This window comes from Parabacteroides sp. AM08-6 (assembly GCF_003473295.1).
In the GTDB taxonomy this organism is placed as follows: domain Bacteria; phylum Bacteroidota; class Bacteroidia; order Bacteroidales; family Tannerellaceae; genus Parabacteroides.
The window spans coordinates 93,391-113,465 of sequence record NZ_QRMP01000009.1; the positions used below are offsets into that span (position 1 = coordinate 93,391).

Below are 20,075 nucleotides of genomic sequence, written 5' to 3' on the forward strand. Positions count from 1 at the left end.
GTGCCACCGCCCGCGTTGCAACGGGCGGTGGCACAAAACGAAATAAATAAAGACAATATGAAAATAATAAGGAACATAGCGAGAAGGCCGTGGCCGCGCATCGGCGGCTGGTTGCCGGTTATGATGCTCATCTGTGGGGTGCTCGCTTCCTGTAGCAGTGAGGATGAAAGCACCGCGCCCCTGCCCGACGGCAAGTACCCGCTGCAACTGACGGCGGAGGTGGCGCAGCCGCAGACCCGCGCCGCGGGCAAGGACGCGTGGACGGGCGGCGAGGAGATTAGAGTGTCACTGGAAGGCGTGTTTGGTAACAAAACATACGTGATGGACGCATCGGGCAATGCAAGCCCGAAGGATGCCGATAATGCCTTCTATTGGAAGAACACCGATGAAGCCCGCGTCAGTGCATGGACCCCGGACATAGAATCGGAAACGGATATTTCCGACCAAAGTGGCGGGTACGCCGCTTTCGATGTCCTGTACGCCAGTGCCATAGGGCGTTATGACCAAGCCATAAATCTCCGTTTCATCCACCGCATGGCGAAAATCGAAGTAATTCTCAAAGCTAGCGAAGGCATTACGGAAGAGGAGTTGGAGGGTGCGACCGTCACCATTTTCGGAGACCCGCTAACGCACTCAACCGCCGGCTTGGTATCACCGGGTGACCAATCGGACGGCGAGATAAAGCCCTATTACGATGCCGCAACGAAGAAATACGAGGCGTTAGTGCCGCCGCAGGATATGACGGGCAAGCCGCTCATCCGAATCAGCATAGGCAGCAATGACTTTACCTACACTCCCGAAACAGAAGCTGCCGGCAAATTTGGGTTTTTCGGTGGCAAGCGGTATGCCTACACCATCACCGTGAAAGCAAGCGGAATAGACGTGCAGGCGGTGACCGGTGGCACGTGGGTTGCATGTGGCGAGGAGAACGTCACCTCCAAAAAGGTAAAGCAAAGTTTCACAGCTGACGAACTTAAAATCGGCGACTACTTCTATTCCGACGGGACTTGGAGCGACGGCGGCCTGCGCAAAATCTATACTGACGGCAGTATGAAGATAGCAAGCCCCAAGCCTGCTCCCGTACTCCAAACAAAAAGTGAAATAGAAAGAAGAGTCATCGGTATCGTTTTCCAGACGGACCCGAGCCGTATCGGCACTGCCGAAAAGTCCAAATTGGGCGAAGGGAATGTGCATGGCCTTGTAATGGCCTTAAAGAACACCGCAACAGATATCCAATGGAGCCATGAAGAGAATAATTTGGAAGACGTGAAAGACTGCTGGTCCAAGTCTGAAATCTACTCTGACATCAGCGGTCTGCACAATTACACCAAGATTCTTGACCATGCAAATAGTATCGGTGGAATTGAGGCATATCCGGCCTTCGAAGCCGTCGAGAAATGGAATGATATGTACAGTATAAATGAATACCGCCCACCTCGTAATACCACAGGCTGGTTTATTCCTTCCTCCGGTCAGTGGTGGGACATCCTTCAGAATCTGGGCGGTTGTCCGGCTATGGCGGATAAAGGTCAGCAAACCTCGTCGGATTCCGGTGATTTCCGTTGGCTAGGTCAAGGCGATGTTCCAGCTGCCTTGAATGCTTGGATGAATAAAATTGCAGCCGACAGCAAGAATGATTTTACCACCGGTGACCGTTTTTGGTCGTCATCGGAGTTAAATCAGTTCCGCGCACGGAACTGGAACGTGTACTCCTCTGATTACGTGTGCTGCGACTTTGTCTATAAGAAATGGAGTAACGCTGTCCGTCCCGTCCTTGCTTTCTGAACTATTTGCCTATTTAGTCCTTTAAGAATATGAAGATACAAAACATATACCACCTCTTGCAAGCTGCGTTGCTCCTGCTGCTTGTATCCTGCACGCAAGAAGAGTTCCCTGCCGTGCAAGACAAGGCGCAGCAACTGACAATCTCCGTTACCGATGGCGGATATACATCGGCTGTTGAGAATATGAAAACCCGTGTCGAGACCCGTGCCGTGGAGAACGGCTACACCACCGAGTTCACCGAAGGCGATGCCTGCGGATTCTACATGGTGCGCGGCGGAAAGCCGGTTTATTCAAACGTGAAGCTGACAGCCGAAAAGGATGCCGCCACGGGCGGCATCATGTGGAAAACCGACGGTACGACGCTTGCCGCCGGAATGGATGGAGAGAGCTACTACCTCTACTATCCTTATCAGGCGGACATGGCGGGCAAGACTGCCACACCTGCGGAGGGGGCGGTCATGACCGATGCCGAGTTCTTCAAGCCGCTCATTGATGGCTGGCAACCCGGGGACGACCAGAGCACCCATGCCGCTTACACCGCCTCCGACCTGATGACAGCCGGAGGCTCAACGACAGGGACGGGCAACACCATCCACCTCTCTTTCGCCATGAAACACCGCATGGCGTTGGCCGTCATCGAGATGCCGAAGACCGTTTACAAGTTTATCGACGCGAATGTTCCCGACTACACCGTGGGGGCAGAAGCTACGTTCACAGGCACCGCCAAGCCGCTGCGCATGGCTGACGGCACTTACCGCTACTTGGTGCACTCGTCCATGCCGACTATCGAGGGATGTTATGACGGGGGGAACAGGGAGTTTACCATCACCACGTCCGCGTCCCATCCTATCGTAGGGGAATACAAGAGATACAAGGTGGACGGTGCGCAGGCTATGGAAAAGAATTATAACTTGCAGATGGGCGACTACCTGTGCAAGAATTCCGATGGTAATTGGTATATTATCCCCGGTGAGGAAATGCCGAATGAGGAGTGCATCGCCATCGTGTTCCATGCCGGTCATCACGAAAACGATGCCTCCGATTACTCCGCCACCGGTATCGGTCAGCAGAAGTGCCACGGCTATGCCATTGCCTTGCAGGATGCCACAAACGGTTATTGTCAGTGGGGCGTTTACGGAACCGAGTTGGGTTGCTGCCCCACGGATGGAAGCGGAAACATACAGAACAATTACTCTACACCTGACATCGACTGGAGCGGCTACGCCTGGACACAGAAAATCATCGCCGCTGCCGGAGGTACGGGCAACTTGAATGCCGCCGAAGATTCCGGTTATCCTGCCACCTACTATGCTGTTGTGGATTATGCGAGCAAAGTCCCGTCCCCTGCCAATAGCAGCGGTTGGTTTCTTCCTTCTATCGGTCAGATGTGGAATGTTTATCAAAACCGTACTTCTTTGTTTGACGGCAAGACAGTGGTATCAGGCTTAAAGTCCGATTGGTACTGGTCCTCCTCGGAGGGCTACCGCAATCCGGCGTACCGCGCTCTTTATGTGAGTGTGGTCAGCGGCCGCGTGAGCAACGACAATAAGAACCGCAGGGATAGCTACGTGCGTCCGGTCTTGGCTTTCTGACCTATTTACCTATTCAATCTATTTATCTATTTGCGGCGTAGCCGCTCATTTAAAAGATGGAATACCCGCGAAGCGGGTCGGAAAAATTTTTGAAAAATCGAGTTATGGCATTATCCGAAGAATTACCCCTATACCGCGACACTTACCGGTTGTTGAACAACCTGTTGATCCTGACGCAGGATTTTCCGCGCTTCTTCCGCTACAGTATGGGCAGCCGTATGGTGGATTTGACTTTGGATATGCTTTCTCTGATTTACAAGGCGAACAGCAGCTATGAAAAAGTGGGCGTATTGACCGAATTTCTCGACCGTTACCGCATGTTGCAGATGCTTTTCCGCGTATGTGTGGAGCAGAAGGTCATTACCGAGCGCAAATACGCCTCGTTCGGGCTGCTGTTGGAGAAGATAGGCAAGCAGGCTACGAGCTGGAAACAATATAACGAACGCGGAATGAAGAAACAGGAAGATAAAAGGCAATGATTTATCAGTCGGGATTCGGGCGGTCAAGGCTTCCCGAAGCGAACTGTTTATTATTGAAAAAGGGTTGTCGGCAGGCTTTCCTCGTGCAGGGAGGCTCGCAAAGACAAAAACAGACAACATTTACTGGTCCTCCTCGGAGAACTACAACAATCCGGCGAACAACGCTCTTTATGTGAATGTGAACAACGGCAACGTGAACAACAACAATAAGAACAACAGAAATAGCTACGTGCGTCCGGTCTTGGCCTTTTCAATAAAAACTTTACGATAAACAAAATGGTATTGCGATATGGAGTTACAACAAAGTCTTTTCACGGATGAGGAACTCGGAGGCATTCCGTTGGAGGATGTTTTCGAGGCGTATTTCGAGTGCCGTAAAAAGAAACGCAATACCTGTAATGCCCTTGCCTTCGAGAGCGATTACGAACGCAGGTGTGTGGAACTGTGGCGGGAAATCAATGCCGGCACATACCGCCCTTCGCGTTCCATCGCTTTCATTATCAACAAACCCGTGAAACGGGAGATTTTCGCTGCAGACTTCCGCGACCGTGTGGTACACCACCTCATAGCCCGCAGGCTCGTTCCGCTTTTGGAAGAGAAGTTCATCAATGACAGCTACAGCACCCGCAAGGGAAAAGGTACGCTCTATGGCATCGAACATGTGGCGGAACATATCCGGCTCTGTTCGGAAAACTACACGAAAGAGTGCTACATCCTGAAAATAGACATCCGTTCGTTCTTCATGAAAATATCGAAGAGGCGGCTGTATGACCTGACCGAAGAACTCTTGCACGAACGCTACGGGGGAAACGACCTGGCGATACTGCTCTATCTGCTCCGTGAGACTATATTCAACCGTCCGGAAAAGAACTGCATCCGCAAGACGCCTCCCCAAAGCTGGCGCGGATTGCCCAAAGACAAGAGCCTGTTCCATTCCGACGGCTCGTGCGGACTGCCTATCGGCAACCTGACAAGCCAGTTGCTCGCCCTTAACTTCCTGGACGGACTGGACCATCTCATCAGCGAAGAATGGGGCGTGAAGCACTACGGCAGGTATGTGGACGACATGGTGCTTGTCCATCCCTCGAAAGAGCACCTGATAGAGGTGAAAGCGAAAATTGCCGGCTGGCTCTCCGAACACGGGCTGTCGTTGCACCCGCGCAAGATCTATCTGCAACATTACACGAAAGGTGTCCTGTTTATCGGAGGGATGATACTTCCGGGGCGGAAATACCTGAGCAACCGCACAGTCGGCTTCTGCTACGATGCCATCGACCGCCTGAACCGCTTGGCGGCAGGCTCGCCCGATTACGTGAAAACCCACGGGGAGGAGTTTGTCAGTACGATAAACTCCTATTTGGGAATGATGCGGCATTTTTCCTCCTACAACCTGCGGTGCAAGGTCATGAGCCGTATCGGTAAGGAATGGTGGCAGGTCATCTATTTTGCCGGACACTTGGAGAAAGTCGTGTTGAAAAAACGGTACAGACAGATTGAATGCAAAAAAGAGGAGATTTGTAATGAAATCAAAGAACTGAGGAGGACTGTATGACAGAACGCGAATTGATACAACAACAGCAGGAACTCGGCGACAGCCGTTTCCTCGTGACCCGGTCGGGCAAGTTTTTCTCCGCCTACGGTTGCGGGGCTTTCGCCTTGGCACGCGCCACAGGCTACCGTGTCATGCACCGGCAGCGTAAAGGCGGAAATTTTGTGCTGACCACAGGATTCCCGGAAAGCCATGTAGGGAAAGTGATGGAACAGATAATAGCCGCCGGAGGAAAAATCGACCGGCAGGACGACGGTTCTTTCGTCTTTTCCGGCATAGACGGCAGCGAAGCGGAGGCGTTGGTCTCCATCCCCGAAAAAACGGAGGGCGGGCAAGACCGCAAGGGCAGCAAAAGTTCGTATGACAACAGCCTGCAGGCTATGATACTCTCGTTCGACCTCTCTCGCTCCACCCCTATGGATGCCATGAACTTTATAGACCTGCTGCAAAAGAGGATTTACGATACAGATGTTTAATATGACCTTGTTATATATGAACAGAAACATACCCCTGCAAGCTAAAATCCTCTTCGGCTATATGATGTTAATGGCGGTCATCATCAGCATGGCCGCTATTCTTTTCCATGAACACGCACGCCTTCGGAAAATCGAGGCCGACACCTACGAAATCAGACAGGCACGCCGTGACATATCCGAGATACACCGCAACATCACGGTACTCGCCTCATTGGGCGAGAGCGTCATCGCTTGGGAGGATGAGGACTACCATGCCTACCAAACGAGACGGCTGAGGGTGGACAGCCTGCTGCAAATGCTGCAAACGAACCATAGCTACATATTCGGTCTGTCGCAGATAGATACCCTGCAACAGTTGTTGGCGGACAAGGAGACACACCTGCACCAAATCATGCAGGTGTTCCACCGGCAGGACAAAGCCGACAGCCTGCTGGTGAACCATCTGCCAGAAGCTGCAAGGCAAGCGACACAGACCCGTACCGTCGTGCAGAAGAAGAAAGGCATAGCCGGATGGTTCGGCGGCAAGGAAACGGTGCAAGTGCCCGCCTCGTCCGACAAGCTCCGCTCGCTGAACGAACAGCTTATCGCCCTGCAAGCGGAGCGGATACGCAACATGGAGAATTACACCGACAGCCTGCGCATCCGCAACAGGGAACTGAACCGCAAACTGTTCGCCCTGCTCGGTAACATCAGCGACCATGCACAAGCCGCCTTCCGGGACAGGGAAGAGCAGATAGCCCAAGCGCACCAACGCTCCACCTCCATCATCACCGGGCTGATCATCGCCGCCATCCTCCTGCTGGTGTTCTCGTACCTGATTATCCAGAAACATCTGAAACGGGATTCGCTGCTCAGGAAAAAGATGGAGGGTGTCATTGACCGGAATAATGAACTGCTGGAAACGCGTAAAAACGTCATACTTACTATCTCGCATGACATACGCGGCCCCCTGAACATCATTTACGGATATGTCGAACTGGCAAAAGATACCCGGGACAGGAAACGCAGGAATCACCATTTGGAAAATATCGAAACGGAGTGCAAACATATCCTGCACCTGCTGAACAATCTGCTGGACGTGTACCGCCTGAACGAGTCCAAGGAAACCTGCAACAATGTACCGTTCAACCTTAATGATCTGTTGGAACGTATTGTGACCGGATTTTCACATATTGCCAATAATAAGGGAATCATATTCCACCATGATTCCCAAAATACGGATGTCGTACTGTGCGGTGACATGGATCGTATCTCTCAAATTATAGACAATCTACTGACGAATGCTGTGAAGTTTACAAACGCCGGTATGATACAGTTCAATGTCCGATATGAAAATGGAATGCTTTATATAGAAATAAAGGATACGGGAATCGGTATGGATCAAGACACCGTTTCGCGTATCTTCCGTCCGTTTGAACGCCTGTCGTCTGAGGCGAATGCCGAAGGTTTCGGGTTGGGCTTGCCCATCACAAAAGGATTGGTCAAACTTTTAGGAGGCAGCATTGATGTGGAAAGTAAAATCGGGCATGGCAGCACATTTCGTGTATCCCTGCCGTTAGCGGTTTCCAATGAGAAAATCAATAGTGAAGCGTCGGCAGTTCCGCAAGACCGTCTGCCATTGCCACAGCGCGTACTTGTTATAGACAATGACACATTACAACTGGAAATAGCCAAGGAAATGCTTGAACGCAACGGAGTATCGTGTACCACCTGTTCCAATGCCAAAGAACTGGTCAATGAGATGCGTAGGCAGGATTACGACTTGCTGCTAAGCGACATACAGATGCCGGAAACCAACGGTTTTGAAATTCTGGCATTGCTTCGCAAATCCTGCATCGGAAATTCACACACAATTCCGATAGTAGCCATGACTGCACGAGGAGAAGGAGAAAAAGAGGCATTCATAAAGGGCGGATTCACGGACTCCATCCACAAGCCGTTTTCCATGAGAGAACTGTTGGATATGGTCTCTTCTGTGGTGTCACGCGATGTGGAAGAGTCACATACACCGGATTTTGCCACGTTCACGGCAGATGTGCTTGATAAAAGAGAACTGCTAAGAACTTTCATTATCCAGTCCGAACAAAATATGGCAGACTTGCAATCGGCAATAAAGACAGGGGACATTGAAAAGCTCCATGACATAGCCCACGAGATAAAGCCCTCGTTGGAGTTGTTACGGGCCGATGCTCCACTGGTAAAACTCCGCACAACGTTAAACGATTCTGCATGCGATATGAATACCGTCAATGAACAGGTGAAGCTGCTGATAGGACACATCTCCGGACTTATAACAGAAGCTGAAAAGGAAATAAAGAAAATGAGCGATGAAACAGAAGGTACTGATAGTTGAAGACAATATAAGTTTGTCACAACGCCAGAAAGACTGGCTTGAACAGGCGGGGTACGATGTAATGACCGCCATGCGTGAACCGGCCGCACGTGCATTGATACGCAAGCATCGGTTCGACTTCATATTGTCCGATGTGCGCTTGCCTGAAGGTGACGGAATATCGCTTTTAGAGTGGCTCACAAAAGAGAAGAAAGACATTCCATTCATAGTGACAACGGAATACGGGTCTATACCGGATGCGGTACGCGCCATCAAGTTGGGGGCAAAAGACTATCTGCCCAAGCCGGTACACCGGGAACACCTGCTTGAACTGGCGGAAGAGATATTCCGTCCGCTCGCGACTGTCCGCACGAAACCGAAAGACCTGTTCAGACGTACCTGCCCTAAAATACTTGAGGTGGAGAGATACGCGAGGATAGTAGCCCCGTCGGATATGTCGGTGCTGATACTCGGTGCCAACGGTACCGGCAAGGAGTCCGTGGCACAGGGCATTCACGCGAACAGCGGACGTGACGGCAAGTTTTTAGCGGTCAATTGCGGAGCGTTGCCACGCGAACTTGCGGCATCCCTCCTGTTCGGACACGAGAAAGGCGCCTTCACCGGTGCGGATACGGCAAAGAACGGATATTTCGACATGGCAAAAGGCGGTACGCTCTTCCTGGATGAAATCGGCACGATGCCTATTGACATACAGTCCATGCTCCTTAGAGTGTTGCAGGAGAATACCTATACCCCTATCGGCAGCGACAGGGAGCGGATGGCAGACGTGCGGATTGTGGCGGCAACGAATGAAAATCTGGAACGGGCCATCAAGGAAGGACGATTCCGGGAAGACCTGTACCACCGTCTGGCAGAGATGGAAATCAGGATGCCATCTTTGGCCGAGTGTGCTGATGACATTTTGCCTTTGGCGGAATTTTTCCGTGAACGGTTTTCCAAAGAACTTAAGAAAGAGACAAAAGGCTTTTCAAAAGATGCCATATACCGACTTCGTTCTTATCGTTGGCCGGGCAATGTCAGGGAATTGCAGAACCGGATCAAACGGGCGGTGTTGCTTACGGAAACCCCTGTATTGGAGTTGCCGGACTTGAACGCAGACAGTCAGACTGATATTCGGATTACGGAGAAAACTCCGGACATATTGCCTTTGAAAGACGAAAACAGCGAGAGGGAAGCCATTGCAAATGCCCTTCAAGCGTGCAACGGGCATCGTGAACAGACCGCACGATTGTTGAATGTAAACTCTTCAACACTGTACCGGAAGATGAAGAAATACGGGATAAGATAATCCCCGATATTCTATCTATTTCCGGCAACAGTGTTGACACAGAATATATTGAAATGATTTTTCAATCCGACTGAAATTTTGTAAATTTGCAAAAGATTTGGCAGGGTATAGCCTTGCCGGTCTGAAACATAGAAGAAAACCGGTGGAGGGAAAACCCCTCTGCTGATTATATAACATAAGAGCGCAAGCTTCTCGGACAGAAATCTGGTAAATTGACGTTAAAGGAGAATGATTGCGTAATGCTTATGCTATGCTCTGTCATAGCGTGGTGTTGCGTGTTCTCCTTTAGGCTTTACCAGAGCCTCTGTCTGAGTGCGTGGCTACCACGCTTCTTTTTTTAGACGGACAGGTATGGCAAGAATACAAATCATAACGGCAGTGACATTGGACGGTTATCTTCCCGACCCGAATGAAGAGTTGTTGCAATGGGTGAAGACGGACAGCCAAGGTTTCCCGTTCTGGCACGAGAGGAGTACCTTCACGCTGTTTCCCGGCTATCCCATGCTGGACTTGATTTGTGAAAAGGACGAGAAACCGGACTCCTTTACCTTTACCTCAGAAATATCCGACCCAAAGAGCCTTGACTTGCTACACGGGCTTTCCATCTACCACCTCATTGACGAAATCATCATCTACATTCTTCCTCTGACAACAGGCAACGGTACGGACTGCCTGCATCGACTTCCGGTCAATCGTTGGAAACTTTACAGGACAGTTGCTTTCAAAAACGGGATTGTCCGTCTCATTTATCGCAAATCCTCGCGATAGTCCATTGCATCCTGCAAGGAAATCTTGCAATTTGCAAGATTCGCCATTTATTCATTTTTACAGCCTCAGATTTTTATTTCACTGATATACAATGTTATATCAGTTCCTCTTGGTGTCTATCGGTGTCATTGGTACGCTGTTGGCCTTATAATATGATATAACCTGTTGCGCAACAAGGTGTAAGCAAACGATAAGTTACACTTAAAACAGATTACTCATGTTACAGATAAACAGCGAGATGTTCGCCCAAATCATGGAACGGTTCGACAGGATAGAGCGGGCATTGGAGCGTATGAACAAGCTGAAGGAATGCCTGGACGGCGACACGCTCTTGGACAACTACGACCTGTGCCGGCTGCTCGGCATCACCAAACGCACGCTGGCGCGTTACCGCCAGAAGAAGCTCGTGACCTATTACATGATTGACGGGAGAACCTACTACAAGGCATCCGAAGTGGAGGCGTTCCTCAACCAAAAGGGCAAGTCATTGCCGGCGAGGTTCAGACATCAGCCAAATGTTTAATTAAAATGAAGCAAGGATTATGGAAATAATATGTGTTGACAAACAGACTTTTGAAGAATTGCGTGTCCGGTTCTGTGATTTTGAGGAACGGATGACGCGGGTATGCCGTCCGGCCGAGGACCTCGGCTTGAAAAACTGGCTGGATAATCAGGAGGTGTGCGATGTGCTTCGCATCAACAAGAAGACACTACAGGTATATCGCAACAAAGGGATATTGCCTTTCAGCCGTATCAAGAACAAGCTGTTCTACAAGCCTGAAGACGTACAGAGATTGTTGGATTTGAATTATCACCCTTTAATAAAAAGCAGATTATGAGCTATCATTTCTTGGACGACAAAGACCCTCGGATCGACGTGATGTTTCAAGGGCTGGAAAAAATGGAGAAGATGCTCTCCGTGATTGAGAAGATGCCGAAATCCCTCTTTAACGGTGAGCGCTTCCTCACTGACGAGGAACTCTCCAAAGTCCTGCGGGTAAGCAGGCGCACATTGCAGGAGTACCGGACATTCGGGGTGGTTCCTTATTACATGGTGCAGGGCAAGACTCTGTATAAGGAATCGGATATTCTGAAGATACTGGAGGATTCCTACAAGCGTTGCCGGGAAGAACAACGATGGGTATAGCATCGTTCACTAAAAGAGACGGAGAAATGATTTCCTTTTTACAAAGGGCATTTCTCCGTTTTTATTTTATGCCATTTCAGACTTTCTTCCCCGTTTTTTCTTGACGATGAAATCTTCTTCGCAAAGCTGTATCTGTTTTCCGAAACCTGTGGACTTTAGCCGTTTCATATCCTCGTCCACTTTGGTGTCCGTTACTTGGGCATACAGCTGGGTGGTGGAAATGGAGTTGTGTCCCATCATGCGGCTGACCGTCTCTATCGGCACACCGAGCGAGAGGGTGATGTGGGTCCCGAAATTATGCCTGGCCTGATGGTAGGTCAAATCAAAGCCATATACCTGTCCCAGCTCTCGTGTCAATGTTATAAAATATCCACGATTGTAAACATTGAATACCTTGTCCCCGGTTCTTTGGCTACGATATTTCTCGATGATTTGAAGGGGAATATCCAACAGGCGGACAGACGAAAGCGTATCCGTCTTTTGCCTGTGGATGTGAATCCACCATGTGCCGTCCTCAGCCTGCGTGACATCATTGACCGACAGTTTTTTCAAGTCCGCATACGCCAATCCGGTAAATGTCGAGAAAATGAACATATCCCTTACGAATTGCAGTTGAGGCTTCTCCACCGGGGTGGTCATCAGTGTCTTCAAGTCCTCCAATTTCATGTGCCGGCTTTTTCTTTTTGGCAGTTCGGGATGCAGGCGGCAGTAAGGGTCACGGCGCAATGTCCCCTGGCTGACCGCCCGCATTGTCAGCTTCTTCAGGCGGTACAGGTGTTCATGTACGGTCTTGGGTTTTTGGTTGCGGTTCGTGCGCAGGAACAACTCGAAGTCGTCATAAAACGCACGGTCAAGGCTTCTCAATGTCACGTCCTCCACGCCTTTCTTCTCCTGAACAAAAGCGGAAAGGTGCTTGTAGGAACGCTTGTAGGAGTCGTATGTTTCCTGTATGCGGTCTATCCCGATACGCTTCTTGAACTCCTCGTTATGCTCCCTGAACAAGGCAAGCAGGGTAAGTGGTTTCTGCCCGATGCCTTTGACTGCATTCTTGACAAGTTCCGCTGTAATGAACCCCAGACTGTTCTTTATCCTGTCGTAATGTCCGGTTATCTCGTCTGTCAGGTCATCTATGGCGCGGTTCACCGTAACTGCATTTTCACTCCGCCCGTCGGCACGTCCTTTGTCGGGATTCCAGATGGAGGGATTGACGGATACTTTGGTTCCTATCTGTGCCCATTCGGCATCAATGCTTACCTTGCACAACAACTGGCACATACCGTCCTTGCGTACTTTCGTGCGGTTGATATAGAACAATACGGCAAAAGTGCTGCGCCGTTTGATATTCTGGTTTTCCATATTCTTATCCATATCCATGTTTTTTAAGAGGTAATCAAATCACGACGGAGAAGCGTTCCGATATTTTCTGGTTCAAAGTCCTTGTGTCGGTATCGATCTTGTCATCGGTCACTTTCGCGTAAATTCGTGTGGTTTCAATCCGGCTGTGTCCGAGCATCCTGCTGACGGTTTCAAGCGGAACTCCATGCGAAAGGGTGATTTCCGTGGCGTAGGTATGGCGGGCCGCGTGAAATACCAGCGGACGGTTGATGTTGCAAATCCGGGCAATCTCTTTCAGGTAGAGATTCAGCATAGAGTTACAATACATCGGTAGCAGCCTGTTATCAGAAGCGGTATCACTGTACTTTTTCAGGATCTGTAACGGCAAGTCCAACAAGGGGATTTCAAATTCTATCTTGGTCTTCTGGCGGGCACTTTTAATCCACCATGTGCCGTCTTCCGCAAGCGACAGGTTTTCTTTTGTCAGCGAGCGCATATCCCTGTATGAAATGCCGGTGAAGCAGGAAAACAGGAACATGTCACGGACAAGGTAAAGTGTCTGCCTGTGAAGCGGAGTGGTCATAAGCCGTTGCAGCTCTTCGTCGGTAAGATACTTCTGCACCGCTTTCGGACGAACCGGCTCGTAACCCATGAATGGATAAGCGGTAATGATACCGTCAGCTATAGCTTCACCCACGATGGTTTTCAGTTGGACGGTCAGGTTGATGACGGTTCCGGGAGCGAGATTGCGTTCTGTACGAAGGTACAGGTCGTATTTGTCGATGAAGGAGCGGTCCAATGCCGAGAAAGGAATATCCGTCAGCCTGTATTTTTTTTGCAGAAACTTCTCAATGTGCCTATAGGCATTGCGGTATGCCTGCAAACTTTTGGCTGTGCGGTTGACTCCAACCCGCTTTTCAAAATTGTTGATGAATTGCCTGAAATAGCTCAACAGTGTTTCCTGCCCGCTTGCCATTCCAAGCAAAATGCTTTTCACTTCCTCTGCGGTCACACCGTCACGGACGGCAGACTGCTCGTTATAGATACTCAACGCCACCGCACGGATCTCATCCAACCGGTTGTTGATTTCCTTTGCCGCCACACTCTTGCCGGACGCACGCCCCGAAGTCCATCGGGATTGCGGCACTTTCATCTTCACGCTGAATGCCGCTTCGGAGTACTTCCCGATGTTCAACTTAGCCATTACCGGACACTCTCCATTGGCATCCGCCTCGCTCTTTTTCAGGTAGAACGACACCTTTACATTTGCCTGATTCATAACCTATTCCTTTGTTTGCAAAATTATTATATAGCGAGCAAATGAATGGCATGAAAAATATAGCGGAATATAGAAAAAGCCCCCTTGACTTCCAATCTGAGACTGTATTTTTTCCTGATACGGAAAATTTTGACTAACTTTGCATTAGCAAAAAACAGACAGAACAGCGTTCTTGCGGTGGTGAACAGGGGTAGAAAAACAGTTTTGGAAGTAAATTTCATACCTATTTTCAATCCCGAAAAGGCAACGGATAAGTAGCGATTTGTTTGCCTAACTCCCCAAAAACAGGTCAAAAACCTCAAATGGAAGAATGTGGAACAAAACGACTTATCCCTTTCTCGTCCAAGCACTTTGCATTATTCCTCTGAAATCCATCCGTATGTGAGCGAGTTTTGTTATATTTGCATATCTTAAAATTTCATTGGATACTTTAGTGAGTATGTGATGAACTAATAACACTCAACAGCCAACAAGCAAGACTGAATTATGATAGATACACTCACATCCTTGCGCTTTATATTTGCTTTAATGATTTTTGGAGCGCATTGTTACGAAATAGACGATTTATTTATGTCTCATTTCTTTAAAGAAGGCTTTGTCGGAGTCAGTTTCTTCTTTGTTTTAAGTGGTTTTATTATTGCATATAATTATCAGAAAAAGTTTCAGGAAGAAAAGACTACTAAGCGGACCTTTTGGATAGCACGTATCGCACGTATATATCCCTTGCACTGGCTGACTTTGTTTATAGCAGCTGCTTTAGGTACTTATGTAGTAGCCACTGACGCTTTCGATTGGTGTAAGCACTTCCTTGCTTCATTCACATTAACAAATGCCTATATACCGGAACCAAGCTATTTCTTTTCCTTCGACAGTCCTTCCTGGAGTTTATGCAGTGAACAACTATTTTATTTCTGTTTCCCGTTCCTTATTCCGATGACAAAGAACTATAAGAATTTGCTTTATGTTCTTCTGGTCGTTGCCGTATTGATGCTTATCGGAATGTATTATACGCCGGAAAACCTTATAAAAGGATATTGGTACGTCAATCCGATTACCCGGTTCCCGGATTTCATTGTCGGCATGCTGCTGTTTCAGCTATACAGCCGCTTGAAAAACAAGAACATCACTTTACGCCAAGGAAGCATCATCGAAATCGCATCCATCGTTCTATTTTTCGCATTCTATCTGTATGCAGCCGAAATACCCAAAGTGTACCGGTATTCCTGCTATTACTGGCTGCCGGTTACTTTTGTCCTGACTAGTTTCGCTTTACAAAAAGGCATTATTTCCAAAATCTTATCGAACCGTTTCCTGATAATCGGAGGAGAAATCAGTTTTAGTTTTTATCTGATTCACCTTTTTATTATAACAACCTATCTTGAATGGCAGAAAGAGAGCAGTTTTCAGATAGCCTCGTACATTTCTATACCAGTTCTATTCTGTATCACCGTCTTGCTAAGCCTGCTTTCTTATTATTACTTCGAGAAACCCATGAACAAGCGAGTTAAAACATTATTAAACAAATAACGTATGGAACAACTTCTCAATAAAAATCCTCGTATCGAGGTAGTGGATGCCTTGCGCGGTTTTGCCGTGATGGCTATTATCCTGGTTCATAATCTGGAGCATTTTATTTTTCCGGTCTATCCTACCGACTCTCCAACTTGGCTGAATATACTGGACCAAGGAGTATTTACCGCCATTTTCGCCCTGTTTGCCGGAAAGGCTTATGCCATCTTCGCACTCTTGTTTGGATTTACATTTCATATCCAGAGCAACAACCAGAAAAAACAAGGCAAAGACTTCGGTTACCGTTTCCTGTGGCGTTTGGTGCTATTGTTGGGTTTTGCCACATTAAACGCAGCTTTCTTCCCTGCCGGAGATGTATTGCTGCTGTTTGCCGTTGTCGGAATAGTACTGTTCCTTACCCGAAATTGGAGCGACAAAGCCATCCTTATAACAGCCGTTATCTTCCTGTTGCAACCTGTCGAATGGTATCATTACATCGCAAGTCTGATAAATCCGGGCCATCAGTTACCGGACTTGAAAGTCGGTGAAATGTACACAGAAGTAGCCGAATATACAAAAGCCGGCAACTTTTGGGATTTCATCTTGGGGAATATTACCTTAGGACAGAAAGCCAGCTTATTATGGGCCGTAGGTGCCGGACGTTTCTTACAAACAGCCGGATTGTTTCTTTTAGGTTTTTACATAGGCAGGAGACAACTCTTCATCGGGACTGAAAAAAATCTCCGTCTTTGGATAAAAATACTAATCATCTCCGCCATCTCTTTTGCTCCTTTATATGCGTTGCAAAATGTGATTATGAAAAATGACCCGATTATCCAACAGACTGTCAGCACAGCATTCGACATGTGGCAGAAATTAGCTTTCACATTCGTATTAATAGCATCATTCATATTGCTCTACCAACGTGAAAAATTCAGTACAGCCGTTACCGCTCTGCGGTTTTATGGTAAAATGAGCCTTACCAACTACATAACCCAATCCATAATCGGAGCAATCATTTACTTTCCATTCGGTCTGTACCTGGCTCCCTATTGTGGATATACACTCAGCCTGATAATCGGATTTTTCACTTTTATGCTCCAAGTAAAATTCTGCAAATGGTGGCTGGCCGGACACAAACAAGGCCCATTAGAACATATTTGGCATAAATGGACCTGGATAGGAACCAACAAATAACCTAAGTAAAAAAACAAGTCTCCGGCAGGGAATCCCACCGGAGACTCTTTCTATTTATACGGAAATAAGTATCCGACGAAGAAAATCATTTCATGAGATACGTTTTTCATTCTTACTTTCCTTGCTTTCCCTTCTTATATTTCGTATATTTGGTCGTTACAAAGTTTGTTTTCGATGCCGTCATTAATATTTTCGACGGCGTCAAAAATATTCACGACAGCGTCGAAAATATTAATGACGCCGTCGAAAACAAAATAGTAGGTAATGTATTTTCGAATACATCACCTGCAAAAAAATAAAAAGTACCGGATAGAAATCCGAATATCATCTATTAATATTCTAACAACATGAGAAGAGTTGGATTTTCAGTTTATGATTTACCTGGTAAAAACCAGGCATCCTGCGCCCGCCTTATCTCCAACGGGACAAAGAACATGCAGGAAGTTTGCGAGTACATCAACGAATGTTGCTCGGTTACCTCATCCGATATAAAAGGTGTATTGGATGCGCTGTCCAATTACATAGGCCATCAATTATCCAACGGATATAGTGTAGAGTTGGATGGTTTCGGACATTTCTCGCCAGCTCTTAAAACACAAAAGAAAGAGGATAAAGAGAATGGGAAAACGGTATTCACGGTTAGCGTGGATGGAGTTAACTTCCGTTGTGCTCCCGAGCTGAAAGAAAAGGTAAAAGAATGTCGTCCGAAAAAAGTGAAACGTGAAAACGAAGCGACAAGCAGCCGGGAAGAACGGAAAACACAGATGCTGGAATATCTACAAAACCACCATTCCATCAACATTTCGGATTATGCCATTCTCAACCAATGTACTTACTACACCGCCCAACACGACATCAAAAAGTACGAAGAAGAAGGTTATATCCAACAAGAAGGATACAAAACGCACCGTGTGTACCGACTCACAGAAAAAGGTACGGAATGCAAACAACCGGATTAAACACCCCTGTCGTCCCCTCCACTTATCTCGCAAGGCACCCAAGCCCAGAAAGTGGAGCCGATGCCGGGAGTCGAAGAAAAGCCAATCTTTCCTCCGGCAGTTTCAACTATCGCTTTGGAGATAGCTAATCCCAATCCTGCCCCTTGTACGAAATCATCTAACTTTTGAAAACGGGTAAATATCTTACAGTGTAAATCCTCCGGAATACCGATACCCGTGTCCTCCACATAAATTCGAATCCCCTTGTTCTCGAGAGCACATCCCATTTTTATATGACCGGATTTCGTATTTTTCACAGCATTGGTCAGAAAGTTCATCCACACTTGTCTGAGTCGGTTCTTATCCAAAGTGACCCAGCAATCCGAAGAGGATTTATCCAAGCAAAAGTCGACTTCCGAATTCTTTATTTTCGGTTGGACGACAGTATATATTTCATCACAGACTTCGGATAAATGGAACTTCTCACATTTACGTTCAAGAATGCCCGCTTCTATTTTGGAAAGGTCGAGAATGTCATTAATCAATCGCAGCAACAACTCATTATTGGACTTGATAATATTAATGTATACGGCTTGCTCATCCGGATCAGTGCACTCCGTCATCAGTTCGGAAAACCCGACAATGGCATTTAAAGGAGTCCGTATCTCATGACTCATATTGGCAAGGAAAGCCGACTTGAGCCGGTCGGAAAGTTCTGCTTTCTCCTTCAAATCCTTTAATTCCCGAATCATTTTTTCCCATTTCGTATTATTGACGGTTATGCCTGTATATCGTGTGACATGTCCTTCCGGGTCGGTTTCAATCTGAATTCCGGTAACCAACAATGTTTGCCATTCATTATCCCATTTGGTTTTAGAACGATATTTATAATTAAACTCTTTGTCGACCCCAAGAAGAATACGGTCAAAACATTCACGAAGATAATCGGCATCGTCCGGATGAACAACATTCAGATAATCATCCGGAACTATTATTTTCTTGGGATTAAAGTCATTCACCGGATCATTGAACGCTTTGAGTTGCCGGTTCTTGACATCACAATCCCAATACGACATTCCGACTGTTTTGAAAGAAAGTTCTATTTTATAGTTCCGGTCTTCCAGCTCTCTGTTGAGTTGTTGAAGTTGGGGTATGCTCTGCCTGAAGCCGGTAAAACGGATGATACTTCCATCTTCATCTCTTTCAAAAGGAACACTGATGAAATCGCAATATTGCCATTCCTGATTACGCATAGTGCGCAAACGGCAAGTAAAATTAATAGTGGTATCCTTACCCCCTAGCATAGAATGTATCGCTTCATTAAAAGCCGAAAGGTCCTCCGGATGAATGTTGGCCTGGTATTCCGGTATAGTCAACGGTTTGTTACTATTATAATCGTTGAGCGGATCATTATAAGATTCAAATAACTGGGTCCGTACATCGAAATCCCAATGAACGATTTTACTGACTTTCATGGTCAATTCACGTTTTGCCGTCAGTTCTTGCGTTTTTTTTGCCATTTGGATTCTTTCCGTCACATCAAGCTGTGTTCCGATAATCTGTACTTTTCCCCTGTGCTCGGTGGACAACCGCATTCTGCTTTCATAATAACGATACTGCTCTGTCTGTTCATCATAAAAGCGTAGTGTCATGTGCCCATACTTGATTTCTTTATTTATCAGTTGCGAAAAAAGCTGCATCAGAGGGACACGGTCCTGAGGATGCAAGATATTCAGCATGTCTTCAAAAGGCATAAAATCCTTTGCAATCGCATTTCCATATAAAGAACTGAATATCTTTTTTCTCACATCATACACCCACGAAGTCATATTGGCCGCATCCATAGCCATTTCCAAATTCTTCTTAGTTTCTTCCGTACGGTACTCCACTTCCTTTATAGCAGTCACATCATTAGTAAGCAAGACATGCCCGATAATCGAACCTTTTTTATTCCATACAGCAAAAATCTTAACTTCATAAATCATTGAGTTTTTATTGCTACTCTCGAAATATGCTTCTTTTCTTATACGTTCGAAATCATATTCAAATTCTAAAGTCACGTCCTCCCCTTTCTTTATCTTCCTCAACAGTTCCTCATCCACATAAGGACTTTTGAAAAGATTGACAGTACCCACAACTTTCTTCCGGTCATCCACACCATAAATATTCAAAGCATAGTCATTTATGCTCCGCAAAATACCGGTCGTATCATAAATCTCAAATCCTATCGGCAAGCGAGCATAAATACGTTCTTCTGCAAACAGGATTTTTTCATGTATCAATTCGGAGATTTCTTTGTCAAAAGAGAAGTCTTCATCTTGGCGAGAAGTCATTTTATTTTGTTTCATGTCTGTCATTATGGTATATACTTCATATTAAT

17 protein-coding genes are annotated in these 20,075 nt (G+C 47.1%); 14 read left to right on the forward strand and 3 right to left on the reverse strand.

Annotated elements, in window-relative coordinates; genetic code table 11:
- Nucleotides 1–57: 57 nt before the first annotated feature.
- From DW103_RS08550 to DW103_RS08605, 11 genes are all read left to right on the forward strand, one after another.
- Nucleotides 58–1,785, forward strand: a complete 1,728-nt coding sequence (locus DW103_RS08550; protein WP_122275214.1) for a fimbrillin family protein — start codon at nt 58–60, stop codon at nt 1,783–1,785.
- Nucleotides 1,786–1,814: 29 nt separating this feature from the next.
- Nucleotides 1,815–3,377 (forward strand): fimbrillin family protein, encoded by a 1,563-nt coding sequence (locus DW103_RS08555; RefSeq protein WP_122275187.1) that lies wholly within the window; start codon nt 1,815–1,817, stop codon nt 3,375–3,377.
- A gap of 104 nt (nt 3,378–3,481) precedes the next feature.
- The gene (locus tag DW103_RS08560; RefSeq protein WP_004319006.1) at nt 3,482–3,856 is read left to right on the forward strand and encodes a four helix bundle protein; all 375 of its coding nucleotides are present in this window, start codon (nt 3,482–3,484) and stop codon (nt 3,854–3,856) included.
- Between the two features lie 289 nt (nt 3,857–4,145).
- The gene (locus tag DW103_RS08570; RefSeq protein ID WP_229036897.1) at nt 4,146–5,408 is read left to right on the forward strand and encodes a reverse transcriptase domain-containing protein; all 1,263 of its coding nucleotides are present in this window, start codon (nt 4,146–4,148) and stop codon (nt 5,406–5,408) included.
- Nucleotides 5,409–5,461: 53 nt separating this feature from the next.
- Nucleotides 5,462–5,881 carry a hypothetical protein gene (locus tag DW103_RS08575; RefSeq protein ID WP_233545643.1) on the forward strand — a complete coding sequence of 140 codons (420 nt, stop codon included), beginning with the start codon at nt 5,462–5,464 and terminating at the stop codon, nt 5,879–5,881.
- Nucleotides 5,882–5,897: 16 nt separating this feature from the next.
- Nucleotides 5,898–8,234: an ATP-binding protein gene (locus DW103_RS08580; protein WP_347749570.1), complete on the forward strand. Its 2,337-nt coding sequence runs from the start codon at nt 5,898–5,900 to the stop codon at nt 8,232–8,234.
- Complete coding sequence (locus DW103_RS08585) at nt 8,209–9,522, forward strand: sigma-54 dependent transcriptional regulator (protein WP_122275188.1); 1,314 nt, start codon at nt 8,209–8,211, stop codon at nt 9,520–9,522. Before DW103_RS08580 ends, DW103_RS08585 begins: the two co-directional genes overlap by 26 nt.
- 351 nt (nt 9,523–9,873) lie before the next feature.
- Nucleotides 9,874–10,290: a hypothetical protein gene (locus tag DW103_RS08590; protein ID WP_034522606.1), complete on the forward strand. Its 417-nt coding sequence runs from the start codon at nt 9,874–9,876 to the stop codon at nt 10,288–10,290.
- Nucleotides 10,291–10,507: 217 nt separating this feature from the next.
- Nucleotides 10,508–10,813: a helix-turn-helix domain-containing protein gene (locus DW103_RS08595; protein ID WP_004319013.1), complete on the forward strand. Its 306-nt coding sequence runs from the start codon at nt 10,508–10,510 to the stop codon at nt 10,811–10,813.
- 19 nt (nt 10,814–10,832) lie between these two features.
- Nucleotides 10,833–11,129 carry a helix-turn-helix domain-containing protein gene (locus DW103_RS08600; RefSeq protein ID WP_004319014.1) on the forward strand — a complete coding sequence of 99 codons (297 nt, stop codon included), beginning with the start codon at nt 10,833–10,835 and terminating at the stop codon, nt 11,127–11,129.
- Nucleotides 11,126–11,437 carry a helix-turn-helix domain-containing protein gene (locus DW103_RS08605; RefSeq protein WP_004319015.1) on the forward strand — a complete coding sequence of 104 codons (312 nt, stop codon included), beginning with the start codon at nt 11,126–11,128 and terminating at the stop codon, nt 11,435–11,437. The genes DW103_RS08600 and DW103_RS08605 overlap by 4 nt, the downstream gene beginning before the upstream one ends.
- Before the next feature lie 66 nt (nt 11,438–11,503).
- Here the strand turns inward: DW103_RS08605 and DW103_RS08610 are convergent, their stop codons facing one another.
- Both DW103_RS08610 and DW103_RS08615 read right to left on the reverse strand, forming a co-directional pair.
- Nucleotides 11,504–12,805, reverse strand: a complete 1,302-nt coding sequence (locus DW103_RS08610) for a site-specific integrase (protein WP_117984102.1) — start codon at nt 12,803–12,805, stop codon at nt 11,504–11,506.
- 22 nt (nt 12,806–12,827) lie between these two features.
- Nucleotides 12,828–14,051 carry a site-specific integrase gene (locus DW103_RS08615; RefSeq protein ID WP_117984096.1) on the reverse strand — a complete coding sequence of 408 codons (1,224 nt, stop codon included), beginning with the start codon at nt 14,049–14,051 and terminating at the stop codon, nt 12,828–12,830.
- Between the two features lie 486 nt (nt 14,052–14,537).
- Here DW103_RS08615 and DW103_RS08620 point away from each other — a divergent pair, with 486 nt between their 5' ends.
- The 3 genes from DW103_RS08620 (at nt 14,538) to DW103_RS08635 (ending at nt 17,716) form a co-directional block, all read left to right on the forward strand.
- Nucleotides 14,538–15,578 (forward strand): acyltransferase, encoded by a 1,041-nt coding sequence (locus DW103_RS08620; RefSeq protein WP_122275189.1) that lies wholly within the window; start codon nt 14,538–14,540, stop codon nt 15,576–15,578.
- 3 nt (nt 15,579–15,581) lie between these two features.
- Nucleotides 15,582–16,757, forward strand: a complete 1,176-nt coding sequence (locus DW103_RS08625) for a DUF418 domain-containing protein (RefSeq protein WP_122275190.1) — start codon at nt 15,582–15,584, stop codon at nt 16,755–16,757.
- Between the two features lie 347 nt (nt 16,758–17,104).
- Nucleotides 17,105–17,716: an HU family DNA-binding protein gene (locus DW103_RS08635; RefSeq protein WP_122275192.1), complete on the forward strand. Its 612-nt coding sequence runs from the start codon at nt 17,105–17,107 to the stop codon at nt 17,714–17,716.
- Here DW103_RS08635 and DW103_RS08640 read toward each other — a convergent pair.
- Nucleotides 17,713–20,043 carry an ATP-binding protein gene (locus tag DW103_RS08640; RefSeq protein ID WP_122275215.1) on the reverse strand — a complete coding sequence of 777 codons (2,331 nt, stop codon included), beginning with the start codon at nt 20,041–20,043 and terminating at the stop codon, nt 17,713–17,715. The genes DW103_RS08635 and DW103_RS08640 overlap by 4 nt on opposite strands.
- Nucleotides 20,044–20,075: the final 32 nt, after the last annotated feature.

Bases quoted from the DNA above. Each gene is read 5' to 3' on its own strand.
- DW103_RS08600 (WP_004319014.1), top strand. From the start codon at position 10,833: ATGGAAATAATATGTGTTGACAAACAGACTTTTGAAGAATTGCGTGTC.
- DW103_RS08555 (WP_122275187.1), top strand. From the start codon at position 1,815: ATGAAGATACAAAACATATACCACCTCTTGCAAGCTGCGTTGCTCCTG.
- DW103_RS08580 (WP_347749570.1), top strand. From the start codon at position 5,898: ATGAACAGAAACATACCCCTGCAAGCTAAAATCCTCTTCGGCTATATG.
- DW103_RS08550 (WP_122275214.1), top strand. From the start codon at position 58: ATGAAAATAATAAGGAACATAGCGAGAAGGCCGTGGCCGCGCATCGGC.
- DW103_RS08615 (WP_117984096.1), bottom strand. From the start codon at position 14,051: ATGAATCAGGCAAATGTAAAGGTGTCGTTCTACCTGAAAAAGAGCGAG.
- DW103_RS08625 (WP_122275190.1), top strand. From the start codon at position 15,582: ATGGAACAACTTCTCAATAAAAATCCTCGTATCGAGGTAGTGGATGCC.
- DW103_RS08640 (WP_122275215.1), bottom strand. From the start codon at position 20,043: ATGAAACAAAATAAAATGACTTCTCGCCAAGATGAAGACTTCTCTTTT.
- DW103_RS08610 (WP_117984102.1), bottom strand. From the start codon at position 12,805: ATGGATAAGAATATGGAAAACCAGAATATCAAACGGCGCAGCACTTTT.
- DW103_RS08590 (WP_034522606.1), top strand. From the start codon at position 9,874: ATGGCAAGAATACAAATCATAACGGCAGTGACATTGGACGGTTATCTT.
- DW103_RS08570 (WP_229036897.1), top strand. From the start codon at position 4,146: ATGGAGTTACAACAAAGTCTTTTCACGGATGAGGAACTCGGAGGCATT.
- DW103_RS08585 (WP_122275188.1), top strand. From the start codon at position 8,209: ATGAAACAGAAGGTACTGATAGTTGAAGACAATATAAGTTTGTCACAA.
- DW103_RS08620 (WP_122275189.1), top strand. From the start codon at position 14,538: ATGATAGATACACTCACATCCTTGCGCTTTATATTTGCTTTAATGATT.
- DW103_RS08560 (WP_004319006.1), top strand. From the start codon at position 3,482: ATGGCATTATCCGAAGAATTACCCCTATACCGCGACACTTACCGGTTG.
- DW103_RS08635 (WP_122275192.1), top strand. From the start codon at position 17,105: ATGAGAAGAGTTGGATTTTCAGTTTATGATTTACCTGGTAAAAACCAG.
- DW103_RS08595 (WP_004319013.1), top strand. From the start codon at position 10,508: ATGTTACAGATAAACAGCGAGATGTTCGCCCAAATCATGGAACGGTTC.
- DW103_RS08605 (WP_004319015.1), top strand. From the start codon at position 11,126: ATGAGCTATCATTTCTTGGACGACAAAGACCCTCGGATCGACGTGATG.